This window comes from Cobetia sp. 14N.309.X.WAT.E.A4 (assembly GCF_030397495.1).
GTDB classification, from domain to species: domain Bacteria; phylum Pseudomonadota; class Gammaproteobacteria; order Pseudomonadales; family Halomonadaceae; genus Cobetia; species Cobetia marina.
In genome coordinates, this window is the sequence record NZ_JAPNXT010000003.1 from 123492 (window position 1) to 145448 (window position 21957).

Below are 21957 nucleotides of genomic sequence, written 5' to 3' on the forward strand. Positions count from 1 at the left end.
ACCACTTCCTTCTGATAGTGATCACGGCATGATGCGGGCAAGGCGCGCCGAAGATCGACACGCCAGGACCGCCATCAGCCGCGGTTGAACGAGAGACGCTGGCCGTTGGCCACCGGGTTGACGGTCTTGCCGTCATAGGCTTTCACGCCATTGACGAAGGTCGCATCGATGCGTGCCTTGAAGGTCACGCCATCGAAGGGGCTCCAGCCACACTTGTAGAGCACGTTGTCACGGGTGACGCTGGTCTCGCCATTCAGGTCGACCAGCACGAGATCCGCGAACGCCCCTTCACGGATATAGCCGCGATCGACGATGGAGAAGCGATCCGCGACGTTGTGGCTGGTCTTCTGTACCAGGGTTTCCAGGTCGTAGATGCCGTCCTGAACCTGATCCAGCAGTGACAGCAGGGCATGCTGCACCAACGGCAGACCGGAAGGCGCCTTGAAGTAGGGGTTCTGCTTCTCTTCCCAGGTATGCGGCGCGTGGTCAGTGGCTATGATGTCGATGCGACCATCCATCACGGCGGCACGCAGGGCGGCACGGTCTTCGGCGGTCTTCACGGCCGGGTTGCACTTGATCAGGCTGCCACGCGTGTCGTAATCGGCATCGCTGAACCACAGGTGATGCGCGCAGACCTCGGCGGTGATCTGCTTGCCAGCCATCGGGCCCGGCTTGAACAGCGCCATCTCTTCAGCGGTGGTCAGGTGCAGGACATGCAGCTGGGTGCCGTTGCGAGTGGCCAGGTCGATCGCCAGGCGTGAGCTCTTGATGCAGGCCTCGCGAGAACGGATCAGACCGTGCTCGGAGAAGGGCACGTCTTCCCCGAAACGCTCACGCCAGCGCGCCTCGTTCTCCAGAATCATCGGAGTGTCTTCGCAATGCGTGACGATGGGCGTCGGAGCATGCTTGAAGATACCTTCGAGAATCTCCGGATCATCGACCAGCATGTTGCCGGTCGAGGCACCCATGAAGATCTTGATGCCGCAGGTCTGATTCGGATCCAGCGTCTTGATCGCTTCCAGGTTGTCGTTGCTGGCACCCAGATAGAAGGCGTGGTTGGCATGCGCACGACCCGCCGCCACGGCAAACTTGGCCTCCAGCGCATCGCTGTCCAGGGTTGCCGGCTTGACGTTGGGCATGTCGAAGAAGGTCGTGATACCCCCGGCGACGGCGGCGGCCGACTCGGTGGCGATATTGCCCTTGGCGGTCAGGCCGGGCTCACGGAAATGCACCTGATCATCAATCATGCCCGGCAGCAGATGGCGGCCGGCAGCATCGATCACTTCACGCGCGTCCAGATGTGAGAGATCACTGCCGATGGCATGGATACGCCCGTCCTTGATGCCCACATCCAGAGTGGAAATGGTGCCTTCATTGACGACCTGTGCCTGCGAAATGCGGATGTCCAGCATGTGACGTCCTCCGTGGGAAGCAAATGTTATATCGTATCAAAAGCGCTCGCAAGCGCCATTCACTGAGCGGTTTCTACCATGTCAGCGACCTGAGAGGCGCATTTCTGGCAACGCCCCTCAAGTTCGACAGTCTGGCGTTCGATCGTGAAACCATGGCGATCTGCACTGGCGAGAAGGCGAGTGCCAAGATCATCGTCGTGCATCTCCTCGACTCTCCCGCAACCACGGCAGATCAGCAGCTGGAAACCGTGCTGATGCTCGGGACAGTGGCAGGCAAGGAAGGCATTGAGCGATTCGATGCGATGGACGAGGCCTTGTTCGATCAGGAAATCCAGCGCGCGATAGATCGTGGGCGGGCGGGCGGCACCGTGTTCCTTGGCAAGCTGATCCAAGAGGTCGTATGCCTTGAGTGCGCCATGACTGTTGGCGATCAATTCCAGCACACGTCGCCGGATCGGGGTGAAACGCACGCCACGCTTCAGGCATTGGCGTTCAGCCTGGTCGATCAGCGAAAGTTGCTCGGGCATGAAGAATCCTGGGTGTCGGGAATTCTGAGGATCGAGAATCCGGGATGACGAGAGGCCAGTGACACGTTGAGAGTGAATCAGATCAGCGTGTTACCTCAATGAACAGACTCTTATTCTAGGGCATTTGGGCGGTCTCGGGCCATATGCAGACTCAGGCTTGTCAGATAGCGGCAAGGTAGAGTGTTGTCACTGCACAGCAAAGACATGTTATAACATAACAATAACGAGCGTGATTTCCCTCTTGCCTACCCACCGAGGCGCTTACCATGCACTCGATCACTCCGATCACTCCGATCACTTCTCATGACACACCATCGGCTTCCCGGCCTGCGAAGGGCGGCAGGCTGGCCCAGTCAGCTGTCACGGCGAGCGGTTCGAAAGATTCGGCAACACCACACTGGCACATCGGCGAGCAGGCGCTGGATCTCGGGGAGATCTTTCGCCCGGAGGTGACGCTGGCCGTGATGCAGCGCCGCATCGATGCGGCATTGAAAATGGCGGTCAAGGCTCAGTCCTCGGGTGCCTACCCGCTGCGCATGCGCTGGCGCGGGCCTATCAATGACCTGCGTGAGGCGCTGGAGCGCTACCTACCCGCACCGGATGCCGGGGCTGCGCTGATAGAGGATATCTATGTGCTGGGAGAGGCCATCGGCGAGCTGTTCGACGTGCAGGATATCGGCATGCGGCTGGAAATGACCCAGAGCGCCATGTGCCCACGCTTTCATGTGGATCGCATTCCGGTCCGGTTGGTGACGACCTATGAGGGCCCCGGAACGCAATGGTTGCCGGAGCAGGCCGCCGATCGCCTGGCTCTGGGGCATGGCGTTGCCGGACACCGGGACATCTGTCGGGACCCGGAACAGATTCGGGAGCTGCGCCCGGGAAGCCTAGCCTTGCTCAAGGGAGAATGCTGGCCCGGCAATGAGGGGCATGGTCTGATCCATCGCTCGCCAGTCGTGCCGACCGGTAGCCGCCTGATGCTGAGCATGGACCCAGGTTGAGGGTCTCGTCCTGCGAACGCAAACGCCCCGTGACACTCGCGTGTCACGGGGCGTTGTTCTCTGCGGTCACGCCATCATTCAGGAATGGGGGCCATTCCGACGTTGGCCACGTCTTCCTTGCTGCGCGCGAAGTGCTTGCGGGCGAAGGCTACCCGTTCCGCGACAGGCACGCCATCGGGTTGACGCTCGATCAGCTCGAGACGCTTGCGCAGTCCTTCGCCATTGGCCATCTGGATGGCGAGGCCCGGTCGGGCATTGAGCTCGAGCAGCATCGGGCCATGGCGCCGGTCAAGCACCATATCCGTGCCCAGATAGCCCAGCCCCGTCATCTCGTAACACCCCGAGGCCAGTTCGAGCAGGGTGTCCCACTGGGGTACCTTGAGCGAGAAGATGTCATGTCCCGTATCGGGGTGGGCGAACTGCGGGCGATCATACTGCACGCCGCGCACGGCCCAGCCTGACCCGATATCCAGCCCGACACCGACCGCCCCCTGGTGGAGGTTGGCCTTGCCATCCGAGGCCGCCGTCGACAGGCGCATCATCGCCATCACGGGATAGCCCTTGAAGACGATGACCCGAATGTCGGGAACGCCTTCATAGGTGAACTCGGCGAAGGCCTGATCGAAGGAAATCAAGCCTTCGACCAGCGCCACATCCGGTGAGCCGCCCAGCGAATAAAGTCCTGACAGGATGTTGGAGACGTGGCGCTCCATGTCGGCACGCGTGATGCGCGCGCCGCTGGGCTTCACATACTCTTCGCCATCATGGTGCTCGATGACGAGGATCCCCTTGCCGCCAGAGCCCTTGGCCGGCTTGATCACGAAACCTGCGTGATCGCGCACCATGTCGACGACCCGCTCGACCTCGAACTGGCTGGCGACCTTGCCGATCATCTCTGGCGAGGCCAGACCGTACTTCTGACACAGCAGCTTGGTCTGTAGCTTGTCATCCACCAGCGGGTAGAGGCGGCGGTCGTTGTACTTCGAGATATAGCCGATGTTGCGGCGATTCATGCCGACAACCCCCCGGGCACGCAGGGCGCCCGGTGTGGTCCAGTTGCGCGACCAGCGATTCATCCATGACGCGAGCATCTCAATCCTCCGTCAGCGGCTTGAAGCGACGCAATTCCAGCAGACGATAGCCGGTGTAATTGCCCAGCAGCAGGATGAAGGCCATCAGCACCAGCTGCAGACCCAGGAAGTTGAAGGTCAGGTGGCGCACCCACGGATTGTTCATCGCCAGATAGGCCAGCACGGCGGTCAGAAGGCTACCGCCACCTTGCTTGAGGACTTCCTTGGGGCCTTCCTCTTCCCAGAGGATCGACATGCGCTCGACGGTCCAGGACAGGATGATCATCGGGAAGAAGGTGATGGTCAGGCCGGCATTGAGTCCGAAGCGATAGGCGAGTACCGAGAAGATCGAGATGATCGCGATCACCGTGATGATCACCACCGAGACCCTGGCAACAAGCAACAGGTTGAGTCGCGAAAGGTAGCTGCGAATCACAAGCCCGGTGGCGACGATGAGCAGGAAACCGATCAAGCCGGTGATCAGGCTGGTCTGGATGAAGGCGAGGGCGATCAACACCGGCATGAAGGTACCGGAAGTCTTCAGGCCCACGAGCACTCGCAGCAACACGACGACCAGTGCGCCGATCGGGATCAGCAGAATGGTCTTGAACAGGGCCTGCTCTTCCAGCGGCAGCGAGTGGATCGAGAAGTTGAGCAGCTCGTCATTGGCCAGCTTGTTGCGAACCGCGACGGCGGCCGGTTCGTTGTGGCGAATCATCGAGAAGCTGACGCGGGAATTGACGCCACCTTCCACTTCCAGCATCGGGGCACCGCGGCCTTCCCACAGCAGCAGGTTGTCAGGCTCACCTTGCTTGCCGGTCTCGGGGTTGATCAGCACCCAGTCAGTGTTGAGCTTCTCACCCTCAGGGGAGTCGATCTCGACAGCCTGATTGCTGTCAGGTGTCTCGGCGAAGACCTGCAGCCAGGAGCTCACGTTCTGGCGACGGCGTCCGTCTTCCAGGCTCAAGCCACTGACCAGACGTGCGCTCACGCCCGCTTCATTGAGCAGACGCAGCATCAGCACCGGACGCTGGAACTGGGTCAGCAGCAGACGCGCGTTCTCACCCTGACGCTGATTGTCGAACTGCTTGATCAGTTCACGGGCGAAGGTGAAGGAGTCGGCGCTGCGGGTGCGCGCCTGCTCGATCACCTGAGCGGCAGCCGTATCATAGGGACGTTCCCAGGACACTTCCTGAGGCGCCGGCAGGCGCTTGATGGCAGCAGGCGTCGCGTTGTCGGACTCCAGCATGGTCACGGTGTAATACAGCAGCTGGGAGCCAGCGGCCTCACGGATCGACCATTCAGCACGACGGCCCGGCAGATCATCCAGGTACGACAACCCGAAGCCGGAGGAGGCCGTGTTCTCGGTCAGGACGCTATAGCCTTTCTGATTTTCCGGAAGCGCCAGCGACGCCTTGACCGGACCGCCCGTTGCCGTGAAGGCGACCTGGGCCTCGATATCCCAGACTTTCTGTTGTGCACCCGGCACCCAGGGCACATCGAAGGAAATATGGCGGTAGGCGGTCAGGCCCACGCCAATCAGCATCAGCAGGCCGACCAGCAGGTAAAAGGAGAAACGCGACATGGGAGTCCTTGAGTATTATGCAGTCACAGGGTCTGGCACCCGGCCAGACCCTGTCAGTGGAGATGTTCGAGATCCGTGAACGTCAGGTGAGGGCGAGGGTCAGTCGCGATTTCCTTCATTTGGGTCCTGATCCTTGGCAGCGGCGGTGCTGGGAGCGCTGCCCGGGAATTCCGGACGCGGATTGATGAAGGTGCGGCTGACATCGACGGCTGCGATATCCATCATGAAACGACGGCCCAACAGCACCGGGTACGTCAGATCACGACGGTCATTCAGGGTAAATTCGACACGCTGCTTGATGTCGCCAAGCGTCATCAACATGCTGACCACAGGACGGTCTTCCCGGCCTGACGCCTGCACGATGGTCACGGTACGGCTGACCTTGGCTTCTACCCACTTGTCGCGCACCTCGGGGACGAAGTATTTGGCATCCTCACGAAGCGCCAGCTTGAACTTGACCCACTTGTCGCCATCACGTTCGAACTCGGTGATGTCACGCGCCGACAGTGAGGACGTGTTCGCGCCGGTATCGATGCGCGCCTTGAAATAGCTGCCGATGTCCGGAAAGCCGACCCACTCGACACGTCCGAGCAGCGTCTTGTCCATGATCGGGTTTTCAGAGGCGGTCTTGCAGGCCTGAACCACCTGCGGAGCTGCCGGCTGTTCCATTTCGGCATGCATGCGGCGTAGTTGGCTGCCGACTTCCCGCATGTCGCGGCGCAATGAGCGGTTCAGTTCGCGCTGCTCGACAAGCTGTTGTTGCTGGACGTCGCATTGCCCGGCGATCTGGCTCTCCAGGGCATCGATGCGTTGCGAGAAGGCCTCCGGGGTCAAGACCGGCTTGGGGGGCTGAGGTTGCGCCGGAACACAACCTGCCATGACGATGACGCTGGACAATGACACGGGCAGCAGCAGCTTGCGGATCAGCATGATAAAGAGGGTTCCTGTTCAGCCTTGCTGACGACCTCGTCTTCACGAGTTCGCCTTGCATGATTCTTGTTCATCCATCTCGCACCGTACTTGCACGAGTGGATGATGGGAGGGAGCCCGGCCACCTTCAGTCGTCGTCTTCGCAGCGATCGCTGAAGGTGTGGCAAAGGGCGATGATACGTAGGCCGGATAGTCGCTGTCCATGATTCGCCACCCACGGCTGGTGCGCCCGGGAACGGCTTCCGTCAATGCGTTGCCATTCACGGACAATCATTCAATCCAGCGTGATGCGAAGCGCTCATGACGCCTCTTGCCGTCGATTCCATCGCTCGACAGGCAAGAACGTCGCTCGTTGGGGACGTGCCTGTCCCAGCCGAGTTGACGTCTCCGGCTACCATACTTTGGCACTTATTTCATGGACTTGCACATTTCTCGCATCGTGAGTGCACCTTGTGGTGGGTGTCACAAGTCGTCGAATGATCGGCGGGAGCACTGGAGACCTCAGTGGCGAAGTCTGTTCTCAACGGGCTAGTCGTGACACAAGGGCAGAAGAAGACCAATCACTGACGTCAGCTGACGACAGGCAGACATACTGCTGAACTTTTCAGTACATCAGGCACTCGAGTTGTGGTTCAGCATGGCGGGTATCGGTCACGCACAGCGAATACATGACAGGCAGCCTGATCTTCAGGGCGGGTCCTGTGAGACGTGAGTCTGGGCTTCTCGAATACTATATTTAACATAATATATATTATACGAGCTTATGAGAATTCGACATCACGCTTGCGTTGACGATCCACTGCAAGCGTCGAGATACATCCAAATTGCTATTTGTAGAATCACTGCATAGTATCAGTACAAGTTTCCTAGTCGAGAATGTCGATGATTCGCTCCCGCTTGCGCTCCCTCGGTCTGATCACTCTGCTGGCCTCCTCGGCAAGTCTGTTAATGGCTTGCAGCAGCCCCTCAATCGATACCTATGCCGGTTCCGGTCCCGAGTTCAGAATCGACGAGTACTTCCTCGGGCACACACGAGGCTGGGGAATGGTTCAGGATCGTTCCGGTGAAGTGACTCGGCGCTTCGTGGTGGACCTACAGGGCACCAGGCAGGATGGACGATTGACCCTCGACGAGAACTTTCGCTACAGCGATGGCGAGACGCAGCATCGACAATGGATCTTCACCCCGACGGCTGACCGTCAATGGCGCGGCACGGCTGCTGACGTGACCGGAGAAGCCACGGCAGTCAGCAATGGCCATGCCTTTCGCATGCAATATGTCCTGCAGGTTCCCATCGATGGCAGTGTCTGGGAGTTCAACATGGATGACTGGATGTATCTGCAACCAGACGGACGCGTGTTGAATCGCACCTCGATGCGCAAATTGGGCATCGAGCTTGCCACCATCACCCTCGCCTTTCAGCGCTGTCCCTGTGAGAGCGGCCGCTAGAGGCTCTTCAAGGGCGAATGTGTCTCGGCAAGCCACTGGGCATAGCTATCTTCCGGGAGCGCAGGTTGCCCGAAGGCATCGCTCTGAACCTGATCGAAGCCGAGAGACTCAAGCTCCGATAGCTGCTGAACTCGCTTGCTACCTACCGCGATGGGCACCAGTCCCAGCGTTTTCATCGCACAGGTCCATGCCTTGATCAAACGAGTCTGATCCGGCTCATGCTGCTGAGGTGCCATGAAGCGTGGGTGCAGCTTAACGGCTACCGCCGGCATCCGGCTCAACAGACGCAGGTTGGCATTTTCCCGGCCAAACCGATCAATGCAGAAGGTTACTCCGTCACGGGTCAATGAGGTCATTGCCGCAATCAGTGCCTCTGGTGTCTCCGCGAAGCGTTCGCAGCCCGTGAGATCCAGGCGCAGATGCTCCCCCTTGAGGCGGTAAAGTCGCAGGATGCGTCTCAATGTCTCGGCGTATTCACTGTCAATCAGGCGCTTCGCCGAGAGATTCAGTGATACCGGCACTCCGAGAGACTCCGTGGAGCGCTGCGACTGCCAACGACTGATCATGGCGCACGTTTGGCGCAACACCCAGGTATCCAGTTCTTCGCCAAGGCCTGCGCGCTCAGCCATGCGCAACATCTGGTTCGCGGTGACCCAGCGCCCTTGAACCTGCCAACGCAGCAGCATCTCCATGCCGCACACCTTTCTCGTCCGGACATCCAGGATCGGCTGCGCATGCAGGCTGAGCTCATTGTCTCGCAAGGCCCGGGCGAAGCGATCACCCAATGCGATGGCAAGGGTGACATTGCTGCTGAGATCGGCGACCTGAAGATTCTGCTGACACGGTGCCCAATGCGCCGCACTGGCGAGTTCCTCCTCGAGAAGTTCGACAAGCTCATGGGCCGTGGCCCCCTCGGGCGTGAAGGTGGCCGTTGCGACCAGGAGTTTGGGCCTCAGAGCACTGGAAAGATGCATCAGCCAGGGCTGAGTGATGAAACGTTGCCAGCGCATGCCGCTGACAGACTGCCGCTGAGGCAGCAGGATGATCAAGGTATCGCTGCACAGACGACCCTTGATGACGTCTTCATCATCGAAGCTTTCATTGATCTGGCTGGACAGTGACTGCATCACCTCCTGGAGGAAGACCTCGCCCTGATGGTGACGCCAGTGTTCTGCCTCCGATACCTTGAGCATGATGGCCTGGTAGCTTTCACTCCCTCGGTTTTCCATCCAATGGGCAAATGTCTGAAGATAACGTCGTCGTGTGCTGTAGCCGGTAATGGGGTCAATGCTGGCCTGAAGCGTGGCACGCGTTCGTTCCGTCAGGAGGCTGTCGCGCTGGATCAGCTCGTTTTCGACCAGCATGGCACAGCGTCCCAGCCTTTCGAGTTGAGGCGCACTCAGCTCACGTGGTGTGTGATCGATGAGGCACAAGGTGCCCAATGGCAATCCTGAACTGTCTCGCAGCAAGGCGCCGGCATAGAATCGGAGATATGGCGGGCCGGTGACCAGGGGATTGGCATGAAAGCGTTCATCCTTGCTCGCGTCGTTGACGACGAGGTAGCGCTCTTCATGGAGAGCGTGGGCGCAGAAGGCCAGGTCACGCCCCGTTTCACGTGCATCGATACCGCAGTGGGCCTTGAACCATTGGCGATTCTCGTCCACCAGTGACACGAGACAGATGGGGACATCGAAGATATCCGCGACCAGGCGCGTCAGGTCGTCATAACGCTTTTCATGCTCACTATCCAGTACGTGAAGCGCGTGCAGGCTATCGATTCGCTCCTGTTCGCGAGGATGAGGGGCTGCTGGCATGAACCCGGGACGCCCACCTGCCGCAATGGCGGGTGGGCTGACAGACGCGTTGTGTGGGGGGATGGCCATTGGCGAGGATCTCATCTGAGTGACACGGACACCATTCAGCTTATCGTTGCCTGCATCGCGAAGGGAGACTTAGCGCCTCTGGTCAATTAAACGGTAAACTTTCGAATATTCGTGATGCAATATGGAGCCGCGCGCCCTTCTGCCCTGCTCCCACATACTACGAAGCCCCCGCAGCTTGGCTGCGGGGGCTTCGTGTGGTCAGGCCATGGATCTCGCGGTTCGTGACGCGGATTCAGGCTTCGGCAGGTGCATAGGAGCCATCTTCACGGTGGACTTCCTTGCCGGTTAGACCCGGCGTGAAGACACATGCCAGATGCATGGTCTTGGTAGCACGCAGCAGGTGGTCGTCATGTTCATTGAGGATATAGACGTCACCCGGCTTGATCGGCCAGACCTTGCCATCCGCCAGTGTCTCCACCTCGCCCTCACCTTCCATACAATACACGACTTCATAGTGGTGCTTGTAGTGGATATGGGTCTCGGTACCTTCGAAGATACGGGTGATATGGAAGGAGCACTTGCCACCATCTTCGTCGAGCAGCAGACGAGTGCTGTCCCAGTTGCCGTTCTCGGCCTTGACCAGACGATCCGTCTTGCGGGCTTCCTCGAGATTGCGAACGATCATCAACTTCTCCTCATTTGGGCGCTGTCATGACTCGACAGCTGACAGATGGCGATTCCCGCAGTGACATGAAGGCAATGGCGCTTGAACACGAAACAGCCACGACGCAGAACGATGAGCGCCTTCTTCGGTGACAGGTGACAAGGGCCAGGAATCGCATGAGATGACCCGCGCCATGGCGGGCCAGGGAAGAACGGGCGCCGATCACGTGACCAGCGCCCGATACCGCAGAGACTCAGCGCAGGACGGCTGCCGCATTTTCCTCGATGATGTCGAGGGCTTCCAGCAGGTCTTCATCACGGATGGTCAGCGGACACAGGCATTTGACGACCTGCCCGGAGTGACCGCTGGTCTCGATGATCAGGCCCTGCTCGAAACAACGTGAGGTGATGGCATCTGCCAGTTCACCTGACGCCACATCGATACCGCGCATCAAGCCACGACCTTTCTCGTGTGCCGCGAAGCCGTTTTCACGCGCCTTGGCGGCAATCTTCTGGAAGCGCTCCTCGACGATACGGCCCTTGCGCTGGATGTCGCGCTCGAACTTGTTGTCGCTCCAGAAGTGACGCAGTGCAGCGGCGCCAGTCACGAAGGCCAGTGCATGGCCACGGAAGGTGCCGTTGTACTGACTCGGCTTCCACTCATCCAGCTCCGGACGCATCATTACCATCGCGAACGGCACGCCAGAGGCCGACAGTGACTTGGAGTTGCAGACGATGTCCGGAACGATGTCGGCATGCTCGAAACTGAAGAACTTGCCGGTACGACCACAACCCGCCTGGATATCGTCGATGATCAGCAGGATCTTGTGCTCCTTGCACAGGGCATCCAGACGCTGCAGCCATTCGATGGAGGCCGGGTTGATGCCACCCTCGCCTTGTACGGTCTCGACCAGTACGGCTGCCGGGCGGTCAAGACCACTGGAGGAGTCCTTCAGCAGCTTGTCGAGATACGCGACAGTGTCGACACCCTCGCCCATGTAACCATCATAGGGCACGAACTGTGCGCCCTGGGCTGGCAGACCCGCTGCATCACGGAACTTGGCGTTGCCTGTCGTGGCCAGAGCACCCATGGTGACGCCATGGAAACCGTTGGTGAACGACACGATGTTATGACGGCCCGAGACCTTGCGCGCCAGACGGATGGCGGCTTCGACGGCATTGGTACCGGTCGGCCCCGGGAAGTGGACCTTGTAGTCCAGACCACGCGGCTTGAGGATCACTTCTTCCAGAGCTTCCAGGAAGTCGCGCTTGGCGGAAGTCCACATGTCGAGACCGTGGATGATGCCATCGCTGGTGATGTAATCGATCAATGCCTTCTTGAGCACCGGGTGGTTGTGCCCGTAGTTGAGCACGCCCGCGCCGGCCAGGAAATCGATGTAGCGCTTGCCATCCTCGGTGAACAGGTGGGCATTCTGCGCCTTGGTGAAGACGGTCGGGAAAGAACGAGAATAAGTGCGTACCTCGGATTCCATCTGTTCGAGTATCTGCGTATTCATGCTGTCACCTCCCTGGTGATGGATGGCCATGCTCGGCGCGATGAGAGCGCTGGTGGCCATGCCAGAATGTAAAGACGATTCAACGAATGACACTGCCCCGTTTGCACACGATGACTTGGGGGTCGACAAGTGATGTCACGACTTTCCTGTCATGAACATCCAGCGGGTGAGACGTGATTCTCCTCGAGGTCCGACACGAGAATCGTGACGCCGCCTCACCCGAGACTTCTCCATGGCGTCTTGAGACACCATGGCTGGCTCAGATATCGCTCGGCAGGAACGGACCGATACGTACCAGGTTCTCCGCGAGGTGCACGCCGCCCAACTGATCCGAGGAGAAATATTCACGCGAATGCAGGGGGACCTGCCAGCGCTCGGACAGACGCGTGAAGAGTGCCCAGGACGCTTCATTGTCAGGCGTGATGGTGGTCTCGAGGTGGCGCACATGGGCCATCTCCGGGCGCTTCATCACAGCTTCGATCAGACGACGTGCCAGGCCAGTCCCGCGGGCTTTCTCGCCCACGGCGATCTGCCACAGGAAGAAGGTCTGCGGGGCATCATTGCGGGTGTAGCCCGAGACGAAGCCGACCACCTCACCCTCTTCATCCGTTGCCACGGCGCAGCTGTCACGGAACTGGGTTGCCAGCAGAACGTACGAATACCCTGAATTGAGGTCCAGCGGCGGGCATGCCTTGACCAGCTCATAGATGCCCCAGCCGTCATCAGTGGTCGGCTGACGGATGAACAGCGGCGTCGTGGCGCGGTTGATCACGGCATCATGGGTGTGGTGGGCAAGGCCCTGAATCGTGGAAGTCATTGTCATGGTTTTCATAGATTATTTCGCAGTTGGCGAATTCGCTATAAACCATAACAAACCGTTATGAGTCTTGCAAACCATAGTTTATTTGCGAAGCGCTCATACATAACGGGAAATTATCGTTTATCACCCCATCGCATGAGCCGCTCCACGGGGCAATCGCCACGCCTCCGCCCACCGCGCAGACGCCAGTCATGCCATGCCCCTATCCTCCATCCCCTATCGCCAGCCGTGCCTGAGTGCAGTAAGCGTCACTGACAGCAGAACGACATATGGCGCCCGCAGGCGCCATATGGAGAAGAAAGGGTATGAAGAGATGCCGTCGCGGCAGGCATCGTGAAGACGTCATATGCGGTCTCTGACGATGTCAGCAGATCCCCATCGCACGTGCCCGAGCGACAGGTCAGCGTTTCACGGCTGTCGAGGAAGCGGCTCGCCTGGAGGAGGTCGCCACGATCTGCCCGAGTTCATCGTGGCGACTGAACTGGATGGCGCAGTTGCGGCCTTCATTCTTGGCAGCATATAGCGCCATATCGGCATTGTGAGTCAGCGCTTCACGTTGATTGCCGTGTTGCGGCGCGATCGCGATACCGATGCTGCACCCCACTTCCAGCTTGTGGTCTTCATAGAGGAAAGGCTTGCCCAATGAATCGATGATGCGCTGTGCCAGCTGGGCAAGTTCACCATGGCGCCCCAGATTTGCCTGGATGTCGGCATTGTGGACCAGTACCACGAATTCATCGCCGCCCAGACGTGCGACGAAGTCGTCCTTGCGCACCACCTGGTTGAGCCTTTCCGCGACCACCTTGAGGGCGACGTCACCAGCCGCGTGACCATAGGTGTCATTGATGGGCTTGAACTTGTCGATGTCCAGCATCAGACAGGCCATCTGACCGCCCTCTCCATTGACATCAGCCAGCCACTGCTCGCTTCTCTCATAGAAATGCTGACGATTGGGCAGCCCTGTCAGGGAATCATGCATCGCCAGCTGAGTGATGCGTTTCTTGTAGTTGTTGCTCTCGATGATGTTGTACTTGAACTTCTGCAGCGCACGCGCCATCTGGCCGACTTCATTGGTGTGCTGAGTACTGTCGATCACCACGCTGACATCATCATTGGCCAGAGTGTTCATCGTCTGCGTGAGGCGGCGAATCGGCTTGAGCACATAGCGAGCGAACAGCCACATGGAAAGCCCGATCAGCACCACGATCATCGCCAGCGCCAGGCCATTGACCACCGGGGCCACCGTGGCTAGCAGCTTGAGCGTCTTGCCGACCGCGGCAGAGGTGGCCCCGATCCGCATGCGGGTTTCATGATCCAGCACCCCCAGTGCGTCAAGCGCTGGCGCATCATTGACCTTGACCCGTTGATCGATCTCACGCGGTGAAAGGTCTGCCTGCTCATCATGCAGCTGGTTGACCTTGTTCAAGCGGTCACTGTAGGACTGGATGACATCGGCGATATCGCGGATGGCACGTTGCTCGGCGGTGTTCATGCCCAGCTGACGATAAGCCGCTAGGGTGGCGCGCAGCGATTCGATGTCCTGCGCCGCCTGCTGACCATAAATGGCGTCACTGCGCAGCACGTAATTCTTGAAGTGGTGGATCATCTCGCCGTAGCCGAGATCACGGCGCAGGTTGGCCACCAGGCGAGCCTTGCCCATGCCGTTCTCGAGCGGATTGTCATTGTCACGTAGCTCCACGATTGAGATACGGCGCAGGGTATCCAGCCCCGAGACAGCCTGGAAATCGTCGATCTGAACCACCTTGTCGATATCGGCACTCGAACTCCCCTGCTCGATCATCGTGCGTATTCTGGGCACCATCAGCTCATAGCGATTGATAGTGGCACGCAGACCCGCCACCGCCTGCTCCTCCCTCTGAGACAGTCCAAGGCTCTGGTAACGACTCAGAGCGCTACGAGCGGCACCTATCTCGTTCTGCACCTCGCCGATCAGCTCGAGGTCCTGACGCAGCACGAGATTCTTGAAGTCATGCACCATGCCGCCATAGCCCAGGGCCTTGGTCAGCTGACCTTCCAGGCGCGGTTTGTCGGAGCGCGCCTGCTGATATTCCTGCCAATCGCGTTGCAGGTCGGACACGTTGCGGGTGATGAAAGCCAACACGACCAGCAACACCAGCCCTGCCAGTGCGGAGAGTCCGCAGATGATGATGTTGATGGTACGAAAGCGCATGTTGGCCAGGGTCATGTATGGCGGTCTCTTCACTGGTGGATACGGTCATCGGGCAAGCCGTCATGAGGCGTCAGCGTAGGCGCCATCTGCAGCATTCATCTTCACAATACCAGAAATCCTAATACTCGGATGTATTACGCGGAGTTACTCCCAGTACCAGCTTCCCAATGAAAAGATCCCCCACCGCAACGCGATGGAGGATCTTCATCTGATCAAGCTGGACGGGACGTCGCAGGCCATCGACAGGCGCCTTGAGGCATCACGTCAATGAATCAGTTGTAATAGGCATTGGTCGTATCGGTGTGATCGGTCACGTCACGAATGCCGGCGAGCTCGGGGATGCGTTCCAGAAGCGTCTTCTCCACGCCATCCTTGAGCGTCAGGTCAACGGCCGAGCAGCCCTGGCACCCGCCGCCGAACTGCAGCACGGCAACCTGGTCGTCGGTCAGCTGCATCAGCTTGATCTCACCACCGTGTGCCGCCAGGCCCGGATTGATCTCGCTGTAGAGGATGTAATTGATGCGATCTTCCAGCGGGCTGTCTGCATTGACCTTGGGCATCTTGGCATTCGGTGCCTTGATGGTGAGCTGGCCGCCCATGCGATCCGCATTGAAGTCGACCGTCGCCTCTTCCAGGAACGGAACGCTGTGGGTGTCGAGATAGACCTTCAGCTTCGGAAGATCCAGAATCTCGTCCGTCGGCTCTTCTTCTCCCGGGCGGCAGTAGGCAAGACACGTCTCGGCATACGGAGTGCCCGGCTGGGTGATGAAGATGCGCACGCCGATGCCTTCCACGTTCTGCTTCTCGAGCAGCTCGGCAAGATACTCCTGGGCGCTATCGGTAATCTGGATGCTCTCACTCATGGCGCAGAGACTCTCTTGATGTCAGGTGACTAATGGCTCCATGTTAAGGAAATCCTGCTGCACTCGCAATCCTGAGCAAATCACTCGGGTTTGGCGCCATGGGCGCGGCCACTCCCGGGTGGGCTTTCCTAAAGCACTCATGTTGCGCATGAATCATGCTCATCGTGACGATTCTGAGGTCTGATACGATAGCCACATCTGGCAAGGCGAGGATGCCGCGAGCGGATCCTTCACCAGAGCCTCCCAATAGCAATGAGTTCGCGCCTGTGGCGTGTGGCTTGCCTGGCAAAGTCCTTGCTTGGCAAACAGAGTCACACGTCCGGGAAACAACGCGACAAGTCACGTACGCTGGAGTCCGTCATGGCGCAAGCCCACCCCCCTGTTCCCTATTCCCTGCCCCTGTCTGACGCGCTGAGACAGGCGCTGCAGGAGCGTATCCTGATCCTCGATGGTGGCATGGGCACCATGTTGCAGAGCTATGGGCTGGAAGAGGAAGACTTCCGCGGTGAACGCTTCGCCGACTGGCCCAGTGACATCAAGGGCAACAACGACCTGCTGGCCCTGACACGCCCGGATATCGTCGAAGCGATCCACCGTGCCTATTTCGAGGCCGGCGCCGATATCGTCGAGACCAACACCTTCAATGCGACCCAGTTGTCGCAGTCCGATTACGGCATGCAGGCGTTGGTGTACGAGATCAATCTCGAATCGGCGCGACTGGCGCGCAAGGCAGCCGATGACGTGGCCGCCGAGACCGGCATCCCGCGCTTCGTCGCCGGGGTGCTCGGCCCGACCAGCCGCACCTGCTCCATCTCCCCCGACGTGAATGACCCCGCCAAGCGCAACGTCACCTTCGATATCCTGCGCGACAATTATCGCGAAGCTGCGCTGGCGCTCTTCAAGGGCGGCGCGGACCTGATCCTGATCGAGACTATCTTCGACACGCTCAATGCCAAGGCGGCGATCTACGCCCTGGAGGAGCTGTTCGACGAGGGTCACCCGCGCCTGCCGGTGATGATCTCCGGCACCATCACCGATGCCTCGGGACGCACGCTGTCCGGCCAGACCACCGAAGCCTTCTGGAACTCGGTACGCCACGCTCGCCCGCTGAGCATCGGCCTAAACTGTGCTCTCGGCGCCGAAGAACTGCGCCCCTATCTGCGTGAGCTGTCCGAGAAGGCCGATACCTTCGTGTCTGCGCATCCCAACGCGGGCCTGCCCAATGAATTCGGCGAGTACGACCAGACCCCGGACGAGATGGCCGAGATCATCCGGACCTTCGCCGCGGAGGGTCTGCTCAACATCATCGGTGGCTGCTGTGGCTCCACGCCGGAACATATCCGCGCGATCAAGGGTGTGGTGGATCAATGCGCGCCCCGCAAGGTGCCCGAGATCGCCAGAGCTTGCCGCCTGTCGGGGCTTGAGCCCTTCAACATCCAGCCGGACTCGTTGTTCGTCAATGTCGGTGAGCGTACCAACGTCACCGGCTCCGCGCGCTTCCGTCGCCTGATCAAGGAAGAGGATTACACCACCGCGTTGGAAGTCGCCCTCGAGCAGGTCGAGAGCGGCGCGCAGGTCATCGACGTCAACATGGATGAAGGCATGCTGGAGTCACAGGAGGCCATGGTGCGCTTCCTGAACCTGATCGCCTCGGAGCCGGATATCTCGCGGGTGCCGATCATGGTCGACTCCTCCAAGTGGGACATCATCGAAGCGGGGCTCAAGTGCATCCAGGGCAAGGCGGTGGTCAATTCCATCTCGCTCAAGGAAGGCGAGGAAAGCTTCCGTCATCAGGCGCAGATCTGTCGACGCCATGGCGCGGCCGTGGTGGTCATGGCATTCGATGATGTCGGACAGGCCGACACCTATGAGCGCAAGATCGAGATCTGCGAGCGAGCCTACCGATTGCTGGTCGAAGATATCGGCTTCCCGGCCGAGGACATCATCTTTGACCCCAACATCTTCGCCATCGCCACCGGCATCGAGGAGCACAACAACTACGGCGTCGATTTCATCGAGGCCACGCGCTGGATTCATGCCAACCTGCCGCATGCGATGATCTCCGGCGGCGTCTCCAACGTGTCCTTCTCGTTTCGCGGCAACAACCCGGTGCGTGAAGCGATCCACTCGGTGTTCCTCTATCACGCCATCCAGGCAGGGATGAGCATGGGTATCGTCAATGCCGGCCAGCTGGCGCTCTATGATGATCTACCCGATGAGTTGCGTGAGGCCGTCGAGGATGTGGTGCTCAATCGTCGTGATGACAGTACCGAGCGTCTGCTCGACATTGCCGACAAGTACAAGGGTGATGGCAGTACTGGCGAGAAGAAGGAAGATCTCGAGTGGCGCAGCTGGCCAATCAACAAGCGTATCGAGCACGCGCTGGTCAAGGGCATCACCACGCATATCGAGGAAGATACCGAAGAGGCGCGGGTCCAGGCGGCGCGCCCCATCGAGGTCATTGAAGGCCCCTTGATGGATGGCATGAATGTGGTCGGTGACCTGTTCGGTGCCGGCAAGATGTTCCTGCCCCAGGTGGTGAAGTCCGCACGGGTCATGAAACAGGCGGTTGCCCACCTGATACCCTTCATCGAGGCAGAAAAATCCGGAGACACCCAGGCCAAGGGCAAGATCGTCATGGCCACCGTCAAGGGCGATGTCCACGATATCGGCAAGAACATCGTCGGCGTGGTGCTTCAGTGCAACAACTATGAGGTGATCGATCTGGGCGTGATGGTACCGGCGGAGAAGATCCTGCAGACCGCCATCGACGAGAAGGCCGATATCATCGGGCTTTCGGGCCTGATCACGCCATCACTGGACGAGATGGTCAGCGTCGCCAGGGAAATGCAGCGTCGGGGCATGCAGTTGCCGTTGCTGATCGGGGGCGCCACCACCTCCAAGGCGCACACGGCGGTCAAGATCGAGCCACAGTACGAGCATCCGGTCATCTATGTCACCGATGCGTCGCGCGCCGTGGGCGTGGCGTCTCGTCTGCTGTCCCCCGAGCTCAAGCCCGACTTCGTCGATCAGGTGCGCAGCGAGTATGCCGTGGTGCGTGAGCGCAATGCCAAACGACGCCCGAAGGCTGCGGACCTTGACTATGCCCAGGCGCGCAAGCGCCGCTTCCAGCCTGACTGGGAGAATTACACGCCGCCGGCGCCAAGTTTCACGGGCCTCAAGGTCTTCGATGGGTATGATCTCAACGAACTGGTCGAGCGTATCGACTGGACGCCCTTCTTCATGAGCTGGCAGCTGTCAGGCAAGTATCCGAAGATCCTGCAGGATGAGGTGGTCGGAGACGCCGCGCGTGCCCTGTTCGCCGATGCCAGAGAAATGCTGCGCAAGTTGATCGATGAGAAGGTGCTGACCGCACGTGGGGTCATCGGTTTCTGGCCAGCCAACTGTGTCGACGACGATACCCTGGAGGTCTATGCCGATGAGTCGCGTACTCAGGTCATCGAGCACCTCCACCACATCCGTCAGCAGATGACCAAGAACCGCGACGGCGTCTGTCACAGCCTCGCCGATTTCATCGCTCCCCGAGACAGTGGCAAGCCGGACTGGATCGGTGGCTTCGCCGTCACCACCGGGCATGGGGCGGATGAATTGGCCAGACAGTACGAGGAGACTGGCGATGACTACAACGCCATCATGGTCAAGGCGTTGGCGGATCGTCTCGCCGAAGCCTTTGCCGAGCGCCTGCACGAACGTGTCCGCAAGGAGTTCTGGGGATATGACGCCGAAGAAGTGCTCGACAACGAGGCACTGATCGCCGAGCAGTATCGGGGTATACGCCCGGCGCCAGGCTACCCGGCCTGTCCGGACCACACCGAGAAGGCCACGCTGTTCCGCATGCTCGAACCGGAGACACATGCCGGCATGGTGCTGACCGAGAGCTTCGCCATGTGGCCTGCCGCCGCCGTTTCCGGCTGGTACTTCGCCCATCCTGAGTCGAAGTACTTCTCCACCGGCAAGATCACCCGGGACCAGGTGCTGTCATTGGCGGAGCGCAAGCGCATGCCACTCGCCGAAATGGAGCGCTGGTTGTCACCGGTACTGAGCTACGATCCGGACAACGCCAGCTAGATCAGGTCGTACGAAGACTTGCCAAGCCGGCAAGCGTATCTCGCATGATCATGCAAAGGGCACCTGCCAGCGCAGGTGCCCTTTTGCGTGGGGCTGGTTGACTCAGCAGAGTCTCGGTCAGCGTCATGCACCGGATGCTGCCTGTGACACCTCACGCTATAATGGCCTCCTTTGTCCTTCCCTGCCCTCTGACCTGCGAGCCGTCTGTGTCCCTGTTCTGCGCATCCATCCCGTCTGTCCTGCCCTGCGCGGCGGCATCGTCTGAAGGTGACCCTGGAGATTGCCGGCGGCGGTATTCACCGGCGATGGGGCGTCCGTGATGTTGCCTGAACGCCAACGCAGCCTGAGAATTCTGAAGCTGGCACTGCCCATCATCGGTGGCATGCTGTCGCAGAGCCTTCTCAATCTGATCGATGCTGCCCTGGTAGGACAGCTTGGTGAGACGGCGCTGGCGGGAGTCGGGGTCGGGGGCTATGCCATGTTCATGGTCACGGCCTTGATATTCGGGCTGTCATCCGCCGTGCAGGCCCAGACCTCTCGACGGCTGGGAGAATCTGCCCCCGAACGTTGCGGCGAAGGGCTGAACGCCGGACTGATATTGGCATTGTCGGTGGGCATTCCCGTGATGTTGGCCTGCCATCACTGGGCAGACACCTTGCTTCGTCTGATCAATGACCAGCCTGAGGTCCACGCAACGGCCACCTCCTACTTCCAATGGCGCGTCGCCGGCATCGTGCCCGTCGCCATGGCATTCTGCTTCCGCGGATTCTGGAATGGACTTCAGCGCACCGGTATCTATCTGCGCATCATGTTGATCACCCAGCTGATCAATGTGGTGTTGAGCATCATCTTGATCCATGGACTCTATGGCGCCCCCAGGATGGGCGCCGATGGTGCAGGTACCGGTACGACACTGTCCCTCTTCGTGGCATTGGGCCTGTGGGTGCAGGCGACCCTGGGAGAGCGCAGACAACATGGCGTACTGCATGCCTGGCCGCCACTGAGACACTACCTGACGCTGCTCAAGCTGGCGGTGCCCCACTCCTTCCAACAGCTGTGGTTTGCGGCGGGCTATGCCGTGTTGTTCTGGATTCTGGGCAGGATCGACGCGGCCAGCGTGGCAGTGGGTCATGTGCTGGTCAATCTCTCCCTGCTGCTCATTCTGCCCGGAGTCGGTCTGGGGCTGGCGGCCATGAGTCTGGTGGGCCAGGCATTGGGACGCGATCACCATGAAGATGCCCATCGTTGGGGATGGGATACGGTGCGCATCGCCCTGCCTTGCCTCATGCTGCTGGGATTGCCGCTCTGGGCGGCACCGGAAAGCGTGCTGGGCCTCTTCCTGCATCGCCCGGAGTTGATCGCGCTGGGCAAGCTCCCGTTACAGCTGACCGCCGTGATGATCATCATGGACTGCGCGGCCATCGTGCTGGCTCAGGCGTTGCTCGGGGCTGGTGCCAATCGCACGGTCATGACCGCCACCCTGGCCATCCAATGGCTGCTCTTCCTCCCGCTTGCCTGGTGGTTCGGGGTGCATCTGGGGGGGGGATTGCTGGCCATCTGGTGTACTCAGCTCGGGTATCGAATCTTCAACTCCCTTGTCTTCAGTGCCATCTGGCAACGCAGAGAGTGGCAGTTGCTGCGGCTCTGAGTCTCGCCCTCTTCCTTCATCAAAGGGCCGTGGTGGCCTTGTCCTGTCGACCTCGAGATCGCCACGGGGGCATCACCGCCACGTGGATTCCCTTTCATCTGGTATTGCCCCTGAATCGGTCTGGAGGACCGAAGCGTTGAAATCGGGTGATAGTGCACGGTTGTTGAGGCGTATGACATGCTGAGGTCTGGAGTATGTTGGTCATACTGTAAATCCTTGTCATCGGGTGCCGACATGTCGATCACGTCTACATCAGGAGGTTGGATCAAGAGTGCGCGGCGATGGATTCCCGTCGCTTGCGTCATGGCGTTCAGCCCCCCCGATTGCCGCTGCCTCAGCCCCCCTCCCACCAGCCCTTGATGTTGCCTC

Annotated in this window: 15 protein-coding genes; 4 read left to right on the forward strand and 11 right to left on the reverse strand. The window is 59.8% G+C overall.

Annotation, left to right across the window (positions count from 1 at the left end):
• Positions 1-74: 74 nt before the first annotated feature.
• Together OW493_RS05790 and OW493_RS05795 are read right to left on the reverse strand one after the other, a co-directional pair.
• On the reverse strand, positions 75-1412 hold the full coding sequence (locus OW493_RS05790; protein ID WP_077376398.1) for a dihydroorotase: 1338 nt from the start codon (positions 1410-1412) through the stop codon (positions 75-77).
• 59 nt (positions 1413-1471) lie between these two features.
• Positions 1472-1939, reverse strand: coding sequence for a Fur family transcriptional regulator (locus OW493_RS05795; RefSeq protein WP_084208678.1), 468 nt, complete (start codon positions 1937-1939; stop codon positions 1472-1474).
• Positions 1940-2205: 266 nt separating this feature from the next.
• Here OW493_RS05795 and OW493_RS05800 point away from each other — a divergent pair, with 266 nt between their 5' ends.
• Entirely contained in the window at positions 2206-2940 is a 735-nt protein-coding gene (locus OW493_RS05800; protein WP_289863561.1) for a DUF1826 domain-containing protein, read from the forward strand.
• A gap of 74 nt (positions 2941-3014) precedes the next feature.
• On the opposite strand, the gene OW493_RS05805 is transcribed toward OW493_RS05800, so the two are convergent.
• From OW493_RS05805 to OW493_RS05815, 3 genes are all read right to left on the reverse strand, one after another.
• Entirely contained in the window at positions 3015-4031 is a 1017-nt protein-coding gene (locus tag OW493_RS05805) for an alpha-L-glutamate ligase-like protein (RefSeq protein ID WP_240499519.1), read from the reverse strand.
• Position 4032: 1 nt separating this feature from the next.
• Positions 4033-5595 (reverse strand): inactive transglutaminase family protein, encoded by a 1563-nt coding sequence (locus OW493_RS05810; protein WP_077376389.1) that lies wholly within the window; start codon positions 5593-5595, stop codon positions 4033-4035.
• Between the two features lie 99 nt (positions 5596-5694).
• The gene (locus OW493_RS05815) at positions 5695-6525 is read right to left on the reverse strand and encodes an ATP-dependent zinc protease (RefSeq protein ID WP_077376386.1); all 831 of its coding nucleotides are present in this window, start codon (positions 6523-6525) and stop codon (positions 5695-5697) included.
• Positions 6526-7473: 948 nt separating this feature from the next.
• Here OW493_RS05815 and OW493_RS05820 point away from each other — a divergent pair.
• Positions 7474-7974, forward strand: coding sequence for a DUF3833 domain-containing protein (locus OW493_RS05820; RefSeq protein ID WP_289863700.1), 501 nt, complete (start codon positions 7474-7476; stop codon positions 7972-7974).
• On the opposite strand, the gene OW493_RS05825 is transcribed toward OW493_RS05820, so the two are convergent.
• The 6 genes from OW493_RS05825 to nfuA all read right to left on the reverse strand — a co-directional run bounded on the left by OW493_RS05825 (position 7971) and on the right by nfuA (position 15851).
• The gene (locus tag OW493_RS05825) at positions 7971-9788 is read right to left on the reverse strand and encodes an EAL domain-containing protein (RefSeq protein ID WP_289863562.1); all 1818 of its coding nucleotides are present in this window, start codon (positions 9786-9788) and stop codon (positions 7971-7973) included. The two genes, OW493_RS05820 and OW493_RS05825, sit on opposite strands and share 4 nt — an antisense overlap.
• 301 nt (positions 9789-10089) lie before the next feature.
• Positions 10090-10482, reverse strand: coding sequence for an ectoine synthase (locus tag OW493_RS05830; protein ID WP_065392486.1), 393 nt, complete (start codon positions 10480-10482; stop codon positions 10090-10092).
• A gap of 232 nt (positions 10483-10714) precedes the next feature.
• A complete protein-coding gene (gene ectB / locus OW493_RS05835) occupies positions 10715-11977 on the reverse strand; it encodes a diaminobutyrate--2-oxoglutarate transaminase (protein WP_289863563.1) in 1263 nt (420 codons plus the stop codon).
• A 259-nt stretch (positions 11978-12236) separates the two neighbouring features.
• On the reverse strand, positions 12237-12794 hold the full coding sequence (gene ectA / locus OW493_RS05840) for a diaminobutyrate acetyltransferase (RefSeq protein WP_077376377.1): 558 nt from the start codon (positions 12792-12794) through the stop codon (positions 12237-12239).
• Between the two features lie 403 nt (positions 12795-13197).
• Entirely contained in the window at positions 13198-15003 is a 1806-nt protein-coding gene (locus OW493_RS05845) for a sensor domain-containing diguanylate cyclase (protein WP_289863564.1), read from the reverse strand.
• Between the two features lie 257 nt (positions 15004-15260).
• Positions 15261-15851 (reverse strand): Fe-S biogenesis protein NfuA, encoded by a 591-nt coding sequence (gene nfuA / locus OW493_RS05850; RefSeq protein WP_077376371.1) that lies wholly within the window; start codon positions 15849-15851, stop codon positions 15261-15263.
• A gap of 360 nt (positions 15852-16211) precedes the next feature.
• Here nfuA and metH point away from each other — a divergent pair, with 360 nt between their 5' ends.
• Together metH and OW493_RS05860 are read left to right on the forward strand one after the other, a co-directional pair.
• Complete coding sequence (gene metH / locus OW493_RS05855; protein WP_289863567.1) at positions 16212-19940, forward strand: methionine synthase; 3729 nt, start codon at positions 16212-16214, stop codon at positions 19938-19940.
• A gap of 319 nt (positions 19941-20259) precedes the next feature.
• Positions 20260-21588 (forward strand): MATE family efflux transporter, encoded by a 1329-nt coding sequence (locus tag OW493_RS05860; protein ID WP_289863568.1) that lies wholly within the window; start codon positions 20260-20262, stop codon positions 21586-21588.
• The last annotated feature ends 369 nt before the right edge of the window (positions 21589-21957 follow it).

Bases quoted from the DNA above. Each gene is read 5' to 3' on its own strand.
- OW493_RS05830 (WP_065392486.1), bottom strand. From the start codon at position 10,482: ATGATCGTTCGCAATCTCGAGGAAGCCCGCAAGACGGATCGTCTGGTC.
- metH (WP_289863567.1), top strand. From the start codon at position 16,212: ATGGCGCAAGCCCACCCCCCTGTTCCCTATTCCCTGCCCCTGTCTGAC.
- OW493_RS05825 (WP_289863562.1), bottom strand. From the start codon at position 9,788: ATGCCAGCAGCCCCTCATCCTCGCGAACAGGAGCGAATCGATAGCCTG.
- OW493_RS05790 (WP_077376398.1), bottom strand. From the start codon at position 1,412: ATGCTGGACATCCGCATTTCGCAGGCACAGGTCGTCAATGAAGGCACC.
- OW493_RS05795 (WP_084208678.1), bottom strand. From the start codon at position 1,939: ATGCCCGAGCAACTTTCGCTGATCGACCAGGCTGAACGCCAATGCCTG.
- OW493_RS05805 (WP_240499519.1), bottom strand. From the start codon at position 4,031: ATGCTCGCGTCATGGATGAATCGCTGGTCGCGCAACTGGACCACACCG.
- OW493_RS05845 (WP_289863564.1), bottom strand. From the start codon at position 15,003: ATGACCCTGGCCAACATGCGCTTTCGTACCATCAACATCATCATCTGC.
- OW493_RS05820 (WP_289863700.1), top strand. From the start codon at position 7,474: ATGGCTTGCAGCAGCCCCTCAATCGATACCTATGCCGGTTCCGGTCCC.
- nfuA (WP_077376371.1), bottom strand. From the start codon at position 15,851: ATGAGTGAGAGCATCCAGATTACCGATAGCGCCCAGGAGTATCTTGCC.
- OW493_RS05800 (WP_289863561.1), top strand. From the start codon at position 2,206: ATGCACTCGATCACTCCGATCACTCCGATCACTTCTCATGACACACCA.
- ectA (WP_077376377.1), bottom strand. From the start codon at position 12,794: ATGACTTCCACGATTCAGGGCCTTGCCCACCACACCCATGATGCCGTG.
- OW493_RS05810 (WP_077376389.1), bottom strand. From the start codon at position 5,595: ATGTCGCGTTTCTCCTTTTACCTGCTGGTCGGCCTGCTGATGCTGATT.
- OW493_RS05815 (WP_077376386.1), bottom strand. From the start codon at position 6,525: ATGCTGATCCGCAAGCTGCTGCTGCCCGTGTCATTGTCCAGCGTCATC.
- ectB (WP_289863563.1), bottom strand. From the start codon at position 11,977: ATGAATACGCAGATACTCGAACAGATGGAATCCGAGGTACGCACTTAT.
- OW493_RS05860 (WP_289863568.1), top strand. From the start codon at position 20,260: ATGTTGCCTGAACGCCAACGCAGCCTGAGAATTCTGAAGCTGGCACTG.